At 69.0% G+C, this 12064-nt stretch carries 10 protein-coding genes; 1 reads left to right on the forward strand and 9 read right to left on the reverse strand.

The genetic code is table 11. The features are described 5' to 3' along the window. Nucleotides 1-10 precede the first annotated feature (10 nt). From ABD324_RS21255 to solA, 5 genes are all read right to left on the reverse strand, one after another. Nucleotides 11-994: an alpha-ketoacid dehydrogenase subunit beta gene (locus tag ABD324_RS21255; RefSeq protein WP_344419793.1), complete on the reverse strand. Its 984-nt coding sequence runs from the start codon at nt 992-994 to the stop codon at nt 11-13. A gap of 55 nt (nt 995-1049) precedes the next feature. Continuing rightward, on the reverse strand, nt 1050-2105 hold the full coding sequence (locus tag ABD324_RS21260; RefSeq protein WP_344419796.1) for a thiamine pyrophosphate-dependent enzyme: 1056 nt from the start codon (nt 2103-2105) through the stop codon (nt 1050-1052). 162 nt (nt 2106-2267) lie between these two features. Further along, nucleotides 2268-3755, reverse strand: coding sequence for a long-chain-fatty-acid--CoA ligase (locus ABD324_RS21265; protein ID WP_344419799.1), 1488 nt, complete (start codon nt 3753-3755; stop codon nt 2268-2270). A gap of 83 nt (nt 3756-3838) precedes the next feature. Continuing rightward, entirely contained in the window at nt 3839-4456 is a 618-nt protein-coding gene (locus ABD324_RS21270; RefSeq protein ID WP_344419802.1) for an HDIG domain-containing metalloprotein, read from the reverse strand. 27 nt (nt 4457-4483) lie between these two features. Then, complete coding sequence (gene solA / locus ABD324_RS21275; protein WP_344419805.1) at nt 4484-5653, reverse strand: N-methyl-L-tryptophan oxidase; 1170 nt, start codon at nt 5651-5653, stop codon at nt 4484-4486. Between the two features lie 308 nt (nt 5654-5961). Between solA and ABD324_RS21280 the strand changes: the two genes are divergently transcribed. Next, complete coding sequence (locus ABD324_RS21280; protein ID WP_344419807.1) at nt 5962-6498, forward strand: TetR family transcriptional regulator; 537 nt, start codon at nt 5962-5964, stop codon at nt 6496-6498. Nucleotides 6499-6513: 15 nt separating this feature from the next. On the opposite strand, the gene ABD324_RS21285 is transcribed toward ABD324_RS21280, so the two are convergent. The 4 genes from ABD324_RS21285 to ABD324_RS21300 form a co-directional block, all read right to left on the reverse strand. Next, complete coding sequence (locus ABD324_RS21285; RefSeq protein ID WP_344419810.1) at nt 6514-8199, reverse strand: gamma-glutamyltransferase family protein; 1686 nt, start codon at nt 8197-8199, stop codon at nt 6514-6516. Nucleotides 8200-8324: 125 nt separating this feature from the next. Further along, nucleotides 8325-10322, reverse strand: coding sequence for an amidohydrolase family protein (locus ABD324_RS21290; protein ID WP_344419812.1), 1998 nt, complete (start codon nt 10320-10322; stop codon nt 8325-8327). Nucleotides 10323-10336: 14 nt separating this feature from the next. Beyond that, complete coding sequence (locus tag ABD324_RS21295; RefSeq protein ID WP_344419815.1) at nt 10337-11200, reverse strand: ABC transporter permease; 864 nt, start codon at nt 11198-11200, stop codon at nt 10337-10339. After that, nucleotides 11197-12030 (reverse strand): ABC transporter ATP-binding protein, encoded by an 834-nt coding sequence (locus ABD324_RS21300; protein ID WP_344419818.1) that lies wholly within the window; start codon nt 12028-12030, stop codon nt 11197-11199. The genes ABD324_RS21295 and ABD324_RS21300 overlap by 4 nt, the downstream gene beginning before the upstream one ends. Between the last annotated feature and the right edge of the window lie 34 nt (nt 12031-12064).

Below are 12064 nucleotides of genomic sequence, written 5' to 3' on the forward strand. Positions count from 1 at the left end.
GTCGGCACGCTCACCAGGCAAAGGATCGGTCGACGGCGTCAAGGACGCGGTCGAGGTCGGGCAGGTACTGGTCCTCGAACTTCGCCGGCGGGTACGGGGTGTTGAACCCGCCCACCCGCAGGACCGGGGCCTCGAGTCGGTAGAAGCAACGCTCGGTGACCGCCGCGCCGACCTCGGCGCCCAACCCCGCGAAGGTCGGGGCCTCGTGGGCGACCACGCATCGACCGGTCTTGTCGACCGACCGCGCGATGGTGTCGAGGTCCAGCGGCGAGAGCGTGCGGAGGTCGACAACCTCGATGTCCCGGCCCTCGTCGGCCGCGGCAGCTGCCGCGTCCAAGCAGGTCTGGACCATGCCGCCGTAAGTCAGCAGGGTGATGTCCCTGCCCGGCCGTACGATCTGGGCCCGGTGGAGAGGAAGCACCCGGGCGTCGCGGGCGGAGTCGGCGACGTCGGCCTTGGACCAGTACCGTCGCTTGGGCTCGTAGAAGATCACCGGATCCTGCCCCTGCAGGGCCTGGCGGATCATCCAGTGAGCGTCCTGTGGACCGGAGCAGCACACCACGCGCAGCCCCGCGGTGTGGGCGAAGTAGGCCTCGTTGGACTCGCTGTGGTGCTCGACCGCACCGATCCCCCCGCCGACAGGGATCCGGATCACCACCGGCACGGACAGCGTTCCGCCGCTGCGGGCCCGGATCTTCGCCAGCTGGGACACGATCTGCGAGAACGCGGGGTACACGAACCCGTCGAACTGGATCTCGCACACCGGGCGGTAGCCGCGCAGGGCCAGGCCGATCGCTGTACCGACGATGCTGGCCTCGGCGAGCGGTGTGTCGATGACGCGGTCGGCACCGAAGTCCTTCTGCAGACCGTCGGTGACCCGGAAGACGCCGCCGAGACCGCCGACGTCCTGACCCATGACGACGACCTTCGGATCGTCCTCCATGGCCTGACGCAGGCCGGTGTTGATCGCCTTGGAAAGGGTGAGCACGGGCATGTCGACTCCCGTCGAGTGGCCGCGGCGTGACGCCGCGATGAGGATGGCGGTGTGGTCAGTCGATGTAGGAGGCGACGAGCGCCTCGTACTGCTGCCGCTCGGTGGTCAGCAGCACCGTCTCCTCGGCCAGCACCGATCCGAACAGGGCGCGCATGTCGCCCAGCGGGAGCTCGCGGCACACCCGGCGGGTCTCGGCCGCCAGCGCGGCGCCCTCGGCCGCGAGCTCCTGGCGCAGCTCGTCGTCCAGCCAGCCCCGAGCCACCATCAGGGCCTCGAGGCGGGCGATGGGATCCCGGTCCTTCCACGTGTCCAGCTCACCCGGCGTGCGGTAGCGCCCGGGATCGTCCGACGTGCTGTGGCCGGCCATCCGGTAGGTCACGGCCTCGATCAGGGCCGGCCCGCCGCCCCCGCGGATCTGCGCGGCGACCGCGCTGGTGACGGCGTGCACCGCGAGGACGTCGTTGCCGTCCACCAGGTGAGCGTCGAGCCCGAAACCGCGAGCGCGCTGGTGCAGCGGGGCGCGCATCTGGGTCTGTGTCGGCGTCGAGATCGCCCACTGGTTGTTCTGGCAGAAGAACAACAGCGGCACCTCGGCGGCCGCCGCCCAGTTGAAGGCCTCGTTGGCCTCACCCTGGCTGGTCGCCCCGTCGCCGAAGTAGGCGACGACGATCTCGTCGGTGCCGTCGCGTCCCACGCCCATCGCATAGCCTGTCGCGTGGGGCAGCTGGGCGGCGAGCACCAGGGTGTTGATGTGGAACCGGTAGCGGGAGGGGTCCCAGCCGCTGCCCGCGTTGCCGCGCCACTGGATCAAGAGCTCGGCGGGGGTGATGCCGCGGACGAGCCCCGCGGCGTGCTCCCGGTAGCTCGGGAAGACGTAGTCGTCGGAGCGCAGCGCCGTCATCGACCCGATCTGGGCGGCCTCCTGTCCCAGGCTCTGCAACCACAGGCCGAGCTCGCCCTGGCGCTGCAGTGCCAGGGCCTCGTCGTCGAAGCACCGGGCGAGTGTCATCCGCCGGAACAGATCGCGGCACAGGTCCGGGGTGACGTCCAGCGGCCACCGGGGGTGCGGACTCAGTTCTCCGTCGGGATCGAGCAGCTGCACGGGTTCCATGCGGGTCCTCCACGAGATGTTCGCGGACCATCGAGACCCGGTGGGGCGGCGAGGTCCGCGGCAAGCGGCCAGCGGTCGCTGGCATCGGTAGAACATCGAGCTGGAATCCACCGGCGGTGCTCCACCGCCAGGGGCACATCCACGATCGGACGGCCGGGGCGTTCAGCCTCGGCCGACGGGGAACTCGATCTCCCGTTTGACGATCTTCCCCGTTGCGGTCTTGGGCAAGGAGTCGACGAGCCACACGTGCCGCGGATACTTCTGCGGGGAGATGCGGTCCTTCACGTACTCGCGGAGCTGCTCGGCGGACGCATCGGCACCAGGCTTGAGGACCACCGCCGCAGCGACCTCCTCACCGTACGTCGGATCGGGGACACCGACGACCGCCGCCTCGAGGACCGCCGGATGCTCGTACAGCAGCTCCTCGACCTCCCGCGGATACACGTTGTACCCGCCCCGGATGATGAGATCCTTCTTCCGGTCGACGATGAAGAAGAACCCGTCGGCGTCCCGCCTGCCGATGTCACCGGTGCGGAACCACCCGTCCTTCACCGCCGCCGCGGTCTCCTCGGGCCGGTTCCAGTACCCCTTCATCACGTTCGGACCCTTGATGACGATCTCGCCGACCTCACCGGCGGCGAGCTCGGCCCCGGTGTCGTCGACGATCTTCATCTCGACCCCCGACAGGGGCTTCCCGATGGACCCGGCGCGCGTGTCACCCCGGTGGTTGAAGGATGACGTCGGTGACGTCTCGGACAACCCGTACCCCTCGAGGATCGGCACACCGAACACGTCGGCGAAGCTCCGGAGGATCTCCGCGGGAAGTGCTGCACCGCCGGAGACGCACAACCGCAAGGTGGCCGTGTCGGCGACACCGCCCCCCGCGTCGAGCAGCGCGACGTACATCGTCGGGACACCCTGCAGGACGGTCACCCCGTCGCGTTCGATCACCTGCAGCGCCCCCTCCGCGGTGAAGCGGGGAAGGAGCGTCACCGTCGCACCTGCCTGCACGGCGTTGTTCTGCACACAGGTCTGCCCGAACGCGTGGAACAGCGGCAAGCAACCCAGGATGACGTCATCGGAGGTCACCTCCATCATGTCGCCACACGCGGCGGCGTTGAGACGCAGGTTCGAATGCGTCAGCTCCGCCCCCTTCGGCGATCCGGTCGTGCCGGACGTGTAGAGGATCAGCGCGGTGTCCGAGTCGGCCCGATCGACCGTCTCCGGCAGAACCGGCCAGTTCGCCACCACCTCCACCGCGTCCGGGGCGACCGGGACGAGCCGCGATCCGGCCGCCTCGATCGCCCCCTCGGCGGCAGGGACCATCTCGTGCCAGACGAACACCAGCTTCGCGCCGGAGTCTGCGACGTAGTGCCGGATCTCCCGTTCCTTCAACAACGGGTTCATCGGCACGACCACTCCTCCGACCCGGAGGATGCCGTAGTACAACGCGACGAAGGCCGGAACGCCCGGAAGCATCAGGCCGACCCGGTCACCCGGCCCGACATTCTTCTCCTCGAGCCAACCCGCGACGCGCGAGCTCAGGTCGTCGAGCGCAGCGTAGCTGAGGGCCTCGGCGTCGAGCCTCACCGCAGTCCGGTCGGCATGTCGCGTGGCACTGGTCGTCAGGTTCGTCGCGAGGTTGACCATCACACATCCCAATCCGTGCACAACAGTACGAACAGTGGAGTACGACCGTCCCCGACGGACCAGCGGTCGTGGCGGAGCACCAGCTAGCAGGGCGCCGGAACGAGCTTCGTCAAGCCGCACGCCGGTGTCAGGCCGACGCTCAGCGCGTCGAGCGCGGCGACCACGTTGTCGGCGTGGTAGACGAGCGCCGCCTCCGGTGAGCGTCGGTCCTCCATGCGATCGGAATAGGGGCTGTGGCCACGCACGATCGCCCGTACCCGTTCCGGGACACCGCACAACGCGGCCAGCTCGGCGCCCAGTATCCCGTGGTCGGCGAGGGTCCGCCCCGGCCGGAAGGTGACCGAGGCGCCCGAGCTCGTCCACAGCAGGGGCTTGTCCACGTCGTGCAGGACCGCGGCCGCCAGCACCACGTCGTGGTCCACGGCGAGGCCGTAGGTGGTCTCGGCCTGCTCCGTCAGTGCGGTCGCCTGCTCGTCGACCCCGTTGACGTGGTGGAGCAACGTGATCGGTCCCTGCCCCTGGAGGACCTCGTCCAGGCCGGTGTAGCCGGACTCTCTCCATGAGCAGGCCCAGGTGAGGGCGACGGCATCGCGAAGCGCCCGGTCCGTGATCCTCCCGATCGCAGGTATCTGGCCCACGACCTGCGCGACAACGGACTCGTCGACGTCGTCACGGCTGTGTCCGAGCGGTCCTGTGGTCATCTCCCCACTTCCCTCCCCTGCCCGCCGCTACTGTGCAGAGGCGCTGCTCGCCGTGTCCTGAAAGCGCAGCGGCGAGAAGACATTGATGTCCCGGTCGCTGCGACCGTCGAGCGCCAGGTCCGCGAGGATCTCCCCGACCACCGGCACGAACTTGAACCCGTGGACGGAGAACGCGGCCCCGATGGTGACGTTCTCGTGCTCCGGGTGCGGGCCGATGACGAAGTTGTCGTCCGGCGTCTTGGCGTAGATGCATCCGCGGGCGCGCTCGGCCTCCTGCCCCCGCAGCGACGGGATGAGCCGGCCCATGTAGTCGATCACGCTCTCGACCTCCGCTGCGGAGGCCTCACGACGGAACGTGTCCGGCGTCGTCGGCGTGCTCGCGTCGGGTCCCTTGATGAAGGCCACCTTGACCAGGCTGTGCCCGGGCAGCAGGGCGAACCCGGAGGCGACTCGACCGGCCTCGTCCTCGAGCGCGAAGCGGGGGTGCCGGTCGACGGCGAAGAGGGACAGGTCGGCGGCCGGCCGGACCCAGACCTGGACGAGCCGGCCGATCTCCATCGGAATGCCGGGGGCCGCGAGGATGTCACTCGCCCAGGCACCCGGGGTGATGACCAGGTGATCGGCCGTGAACTCCCCTGCCGATGTCGTGACGGTCACGCCGCTGTCACCGGCGCTCCAGCTCTCGACCGCCGTGTCGAAGTGCAGCTCGGCACCGTTGCGGGCGGCCAGGGCCAGGTTCGCCGACACGGCCGCCTCCGGCCGGATGACGCCCTGGCTGTGGTCGAGGAAGGTGAGCGTGCCCGGGGGTGGGGTGAGGGTCGACCACCGCTTCGTGACCTCTGACGGCGTCAGGAGCTCGTAGGGCTGCCCCAGCTGGTCGGCGACGGTCGTCGATGCCGTCACCTCCTCACCCCCCTCCGGTCCGACGATGACCGCATCGCAGGGCGTGACCAGTTCGGTACCGCTGTCCCGTTCGAGCCGCTGCCACAGCGGATACGCCTCCTGCGCGAACGGGACGTGTGCCGGGTCGCTGAAGTAGGCCAGCCGGATGACGCGTGACTCGCCGTGGCTCGAGCCACGGTCGTGCGTGGGCCAGTAGCGTTCGACGCCGATGACCCGGCAGCCACGCTGCGCCAGGCTGGCGGCCGCCGCACTGCCCATGCCTCCGAGACCGATCACGATCACTGTGGGTGCCACTACCATCACCTTCCGCCCACCATCTCACCTTGCGCACTATCATTCCCGCACCCGAACTACGATTCGAATCTCACTTCTATTCTCAGCATGATCTCGACCGCAGTACCTGTCAACAGCCAGAAGAGGCATGTAGATCTGCAAGGTGCGCCTCGTGCTACCGTCCGAGCAGCCTGAAAACTAAGAGACCACTACCTTTTGTCTGGAGGCTGATGTCACACGACCCGCCGAGCGTCACCACCGCCGCGCCAGGCCGAGGTCGGGCGCGACGGCGGGATGCCGTCCGCAATCGTCAACGGCTGCTCGATGCCGTGGGCGAGATCCTCAGGGCCGAGCCGGAGTCGTTGAGCCTTCCGACGGTGGCCGAGCGGGCCGGGCTCTCCGTGGCCACCGCGTATCGCTACTTCTCCTCGCTCGACGACCTGCTGACGAGCTACATGCGTCAGGTCGTCATCGAGCTCCGCGACTACAGCCACGACTGTCCGCAGACCGGCACCGCGCTCTTCGACGCCGTCGCGACTCACTGGGCGCGCCAGGTGCGGTTGCACGGCCCGGCTATCGTTCAGCTGCGTTCACGACAGGGCTTCCTCCGCCGTCTTCTCGACAACGACGAACTGACCGGAATCGTGCGGGACGCCTGGGAACGACCCATTCGTGGCGTCCTCCGGCAACTGCGTATCTCCGATGAGCACTTCAACCACGCCCTCTTCCTCTACAACCTTCTGTTCGACCCTCGTGAGTTGCTCGACCTGGTCGACACCGGCCTCCAGGAGTCCGAGGCCGTCAGCCGGCTGATCGCCGCCTACTTCGGCGCGTTGGAAGGATGGGCGAGAGCCGGGAGCCGTTAGCTCCCGGCTCTACCGTCACCAACCGATCGCGTATCCCGGCCGCCTCGGGTCCGCAGCTCCCTGGTGCACACCGTTCTTGGAGTCGACCAGGCAGACCGCCGCCGCGCGTCCGGTGAGGTCTGGCCACCAGTTGACGTCGTGACCACGGGCCGCGAGGTCCGCGCCCACCGCCTTCCCGATTCCCTCCTCAAGGTTAAGCCGGCCGGGAAAGAGCTCATGGGGTTCGAACGAGTCCGGGAAGCTGTAGCTGGCGAAGCGGGGCACCTCGACCGCCTGCTGCGGGCTCATCCCGTGCACCAGCAGGTTCATCAGAACCTGCGCCATCGCCTGCACCTGGACGTCGCCACCGGGCGTCCCGAACGGGATCAGCCGGCCGTCCGCACCCACCGCCAGCGCCGGGTTGGGAGTGAGCCGCGGTCGTTTTCCGGCCAGAACAGAACTCGGGTGGTCCGGATCGGCCCAGCTCTGCGACCCGCGCGAGGAGACCGTCAGCCCGGTACCCGGAATCACCGGCGTGTCGAACGAGACGTCGCTCGGGGTCGCTGAGAAGCAGTTCCCCCACCGGTCGACGACGCAGATGTACGACGTGTCCGGCACGGGACCGGTGGGGTCGAGACGCGGCTCGAGGCTCAAGGGCAGCGACGGATCGCGGTATCCGCCCTGGATGGGAATATCCGGGATGGACTTCTCCGGGTCGATACGGGCCAACCGCTCACGTGCGTAGCTCTCCGAGGTCAGGAGGTCCATCGGCACGGGCACGAAGCGCGGATCACCGATGTAGGCGTGCCGGTCCGCGAACGCCAGCTTGATGATCTCGACGAAGTGGTGGAGGTAGTCCGCGGTGTTGTGTCCGTACTCTCCGACGTCCCCGAATTTCAGCATCTGCAGGATCTGAAGGAAGGATGGGCTCTGGCACCAGGCTCCACAGCCGTGGACGTCGACGCCCTCGAAGGCCACCCTAGGGGTGTCCTCGATCTCGCTGGCGTACTCCGCGAGGTCATCGAGCGTCATGAGGCCGCCGTTGTCGGCGTGGAACTGGGCGATGGCCTTCGCGATGTCGCCGCGATAGAAGGCATCCCGCGCGGCGTCGAGACCCGCCTCTCGGCCCCGGCCAGCCGCCGCGGCCTCCTGGTCGACCATGTACTGCAGCGTGTTGGCCAGATCGGACTGGACGAACTTCTCACCGGAGCGGGGCGGCTGCCCACCGGGGAGGTAGATCGGCGCGCTGGTCGGCCACTGCGAGTACTCCTTCTCCCACGTCGTGATGCTGTCCACCAGCGCGGGGTACATGACGAACCCGTCGCGGGCCAGGCGGATCGCCGCCGTGGCGACCTCGCCGAACGACATCGTCCCAAACTCGCGCAATGCGCGGATCCACGCGTCCGGAGCCGCGGGGACGACGCTGCGCAACACCCCGAGCGGGATCTTGCCCTCGTGGCGGTCGCGGAAAAGCGTCGGCGTCATCGCGCGCGGCCACCAGCCGAGACCCGAGATCGACTTGACCTCGCCGGACGTCCCGTTGCGGACGATGATCGGCGCCACGCCGGCGAAGTTCACCATGTCGCTCTGGACCACGCCCAGCGCGATGCCGCCGGCCACCCCGGCGTCGATCGCGTTGCCGCCCGCCTCGAGCACCTCGAAGGCGGCGACGGCGGCCAGGTAGTGACCCGCCGAGACCATGTGATTGACGCCGGCGATCACCGGGCGTCCCGCGTCCGCGCCGGTCGGCTTGCGGCGTTGCTTGGAGATGCCGTCGATGGTCATGTCAGTGTGCTCCTGCGGAATGCCGTGGACCGCCCGTCGGGCGGCCGGGTCTGCAATGGTCGTCAGGCGGAGGCGGGCTCGTCCGTCGGTCGGCGGACGGCGGGGGGTGGGCTGAAGGGCTCGACCCCCAGCTCGCGGTAGATGTCGGCCGGGAAGTAGGCGTCCCCATCCTTCATCACCATCCGGACGGCGCGGACGGCGCCGATGTCCACGGTGGGGTCACCGTCGAGCAGGACGCAGGAGGCCACCTTGCCGTACTCGACGGAGCCGTGGTCACGCTCCAACCCGAGGTAGCGGGCGCAGTCGTACGTCGCGCGGCGCAGGACCGTTGCCGGCGCGAGCCCGGCGGCAACGAGCAGCTCGAGCTCGCGGTGGTAGGTGAAGCCCGTGCCCTCGTCGTCCGTTCCCGGCCACACGTCGAGCCCGTTGCCGTCCACGACGGTGACGAGATCGAGCATCGTCGCGAACGCCGCGTGGTAGGCCGCCAGCTCCTTCTCGTCCGTGGTGGGCACCCAGGTCCGGCGGCGACCGCGCTGGAAGCTCACCGGCATGTGCGAGAGGAACGGGGCGTCCGCCTCCAGACCCGTCCGCGACCGCATCCGCAGCACGCGCTCCATGAACCCCACGGTCGCGTCCAGCCCGATGCCCCGCTCGCGCATGAGCGCGATCGTCCGACGGACGGCCTCGGAGGACAGGTCCAGGCCCGCGCCCCGGGCCATCGACGTCACCCGGACCATGGTGCGGCTGTCCTCTCCCTCCTCGAGCAGCCAGCCGAGCATCAGCTGGTTGAGGTGGGTGATCTCGTCGTAGCCGGCCTCGATCATCGCGTGGGCGGTGGTGAACGCAGGTAGGTGGCCGACCACCCGCAGGCCGAGGCGGTGCGCCTCCGCCGCCAGCGGCGCGACCCACTCGGCCGGGATCGAGTTGTAGAGCTTGATCTGGTGGTAGCCCCGGTCCGCGTACCAGTGCACTCCGGCCAGTGCCTCGCCGAGGCTCTCCGCGACGACGTCCGCGCGCACGCTGTAGGGGCTACGCGCCTCGATGAGCCCGGAGCGAAGCACCGTCGGCCCGGCCACGACGCCGGCGTCGATCCGTCCGACCAGCTCGTCGAGCATCTGGTTGTCGTTGCCCATGTCGCGCACGGTCGTGACGCCCGCGGCGAGGTAGTAAAGCGAGCTCCAGGCCGACAGATGGACGTGCATGTCGTGGAACCCCGCAACGAGCGTCCCACCCGCGCCGTCGATGATGGTGTCCCCCGGGCCGGCCGGCTCGGTGTCGCCCGGCTCGATCCGGGTGAACCGGCCCCGCCAGACGGTGACCGACGACGGGCCGGTCAGCCGCTTCTCGTGAGGGTCGAAGATCCGCACGTTGCGGATGCGCACCAACCCGTCGTAGCGGTTCCGGACGCGCTGCTGAATCCCCTCGAGCGCGTCCGCCGTCACCTGCGCCTGGACCCGGGACAGGGTGTTCGCCTGCGTGACGACATCCTCACGCACAAGGATCTCGCGATAGGTGGAGCCGCCACCGATGCTCGCGACGAGATTCGCCCCCGCATCGGCGAACAAGTACTGCGGGAACAGGCTCGCTCCGGTCACGGTGACGACATCCACCTCCGTGTCGCCGACGCGAACCTGGTCGGACACCGACGCCCGGACCTTCCCCGACGGCAGCGCGTCCACACTGCCGCCCGCTCCCAGCGCCGCGCGGGCGTACAACCAGCCCGCGTAGGGGCTGCAGTCCGCCGCGATGTACAACTTCCGTGCGCCGTCGGGGTCCCGCCCCTCGTCGGCCTGGCTGACCCAGGACCGCGAGCTCCCGTCGGTGTCCATGCGCTCGGCGACGGACCCGCCCAGATCCGACTTCCCGTCGATCGTCCAGCTGACGGGCAGTTCGTCGGAGTCCGTCCGGATCCACTCCTCCAGGTGGGCGCCGCGGCCGTTGTTACTGACCTGATAGGTGACCCCGATGCCGTCGGCATCGCTCCGGACCGTGCCACTGCCCAGACGTTCCTCACCCGCGACGACGGCATAGCTGCCGCCGTGCACTTCAGACCCTCGCATCGTCCTTCTCCTTGTCAGCGCGACGGGTGCCACCAGTGCAGAACCCGCTTGCGTCCCGCCTCCGCTGCCATCACGACGATGAGCCCGATGATCGCCAGCAGGACCGCGGTGGTGAAGGTGAGCGTCGCGTCCGCCGTGCTGAGGGACTGGGTGATCAGGAAGCCCAGACCGTTGTTACCGGTGAGCACCTCGCTGGTCACCACCGAGAGCAGCGCGAACGTCACCGCGTTGGGGAGCGACGCGAGCGTCCACGCGAGCACGTACGGCGCCATGATCCGCCAGGTGATCTGGCGCTTCTTCGCCCCCAGCAGCTGCGCGTTCTGCGACATCCGCAGGGGGACCGACTGTCCGCCCTCGTACGCGTTCCAGAACACCACGAAGAAGACGATGAGCACGGAGATGACGATCTCGGCGCCGAGGGAGGCGCCGAAGGCGATGATCACGATCGGGATGAGGGCGATCCGCGGGACGGCGTTGAGCAGCACGATGAACGGGCGCAGCAGCGCGCTCGCGAACGGCGAGTTACTCAGGACGAGCCCCATCACACCGCCGAGGACCATGCCGACGACCAAGCCGACAAGGCTGGCGAGCAGGGTGGGCTGGACGTACGACCACACCGTGAAGCTGCCGTTTCGACCCGTCAGGACATCGACGAGCCGCGAGGCGATGGCCGTCGGGGAGCTGACGAAATAGGGGTCCAGGAAGTGGAAGCGGCTGCTGAAGAAGGGGATCTGCGGCAGCTGCTGCCACGCCACCAGGAACGCGGCCAGGATCAGCAGCTGGCCGACGAGGACCTTGACGTTGTCCTTCGCCCAGACGAGGCGGGCTTTGAGCACTGAGTCGGTGCCGGGCTTCGCACCCGTGACGACGGCGGTCATGATTCCTCACCTCGGATCTGGCGCCGGAGGTCGCTCCAGACCTCCCCGTACAGGTGCAGGAAGTCCTCGGACTCCCTCATGCCCAGGACATCCCGCTCCTTGCCGAACGTCATCAGATGCCGTCCGGCGACCCGGCCCGGGCGCTTCGACAGGACCAGGACCTCGTCGCTGAGCGAGACCGCCTCGGCGATGTCGTGGGTGACAAGGACGAGCGTCGTCCCGAGCTCCTGCGTCACCCGCAGGACGTCCTGGTGCAGGGCCACCCGCGTCGGCTCGTCCAGCGCCGAGAACGGCTCGTCGAGCAGGAGCAGCTGAGGCCGCGGCGCGATGGCCGACAGGAACGCCACCCGCCGCCGCATGCCGATGGAGAGCTGGTACGGGTAGGCGTTCTCGAAATCCTGCAGCCCCACCAACGGCAGCAGCTCGCCGATGAGGTCGCGGACGTAAGACTTGGGCCGACGCCGGAACTTGAAGTGCAGCGCGATGTTGCCCGCCACAGTCAGCCACGGCAGCAGCGTGTCCTCCTGGAACATCATCGACAGGGGGTGTGCCCCCTCCGGCACCGGCCCCCGCGCCAACATCCCACGGGTGGGGGTCGTGAGACCCGCGGCCAGCCTCAACAGAGTGCTCTTGCCGCACCCGCTGGGCCCGGTGATCGCGACGTTCCGCCCCGGCTCCACGCGCAGGTCGACGCCGTCGAGCGCCAGCAGGCCCGAGTCGTACCGGAAGTCGACGTCCCGGAACTCCACGATGGCGGGGGTTGCCTCGTCGGGATCCGTCGTGCCGACGTCGGCATCGGCCCCCACGAGATTCGCATTCGGAGCGGTCACTACTTACCTCCTCGTCAACGGGTGAGCGCCATCG

The sequence above is a fragment of the Pseudonocardia ailaonensis genome (genome assembly GCF_039531635.1).
In the GTDB taxonomy this organism is placed as follows: Bacteria; Actinomycetota; Actinomycetes; order Mycobacteriales; family Pseudonocardiaceae; genus Pseudonocardia; species Pseudonocardia ailaonensis.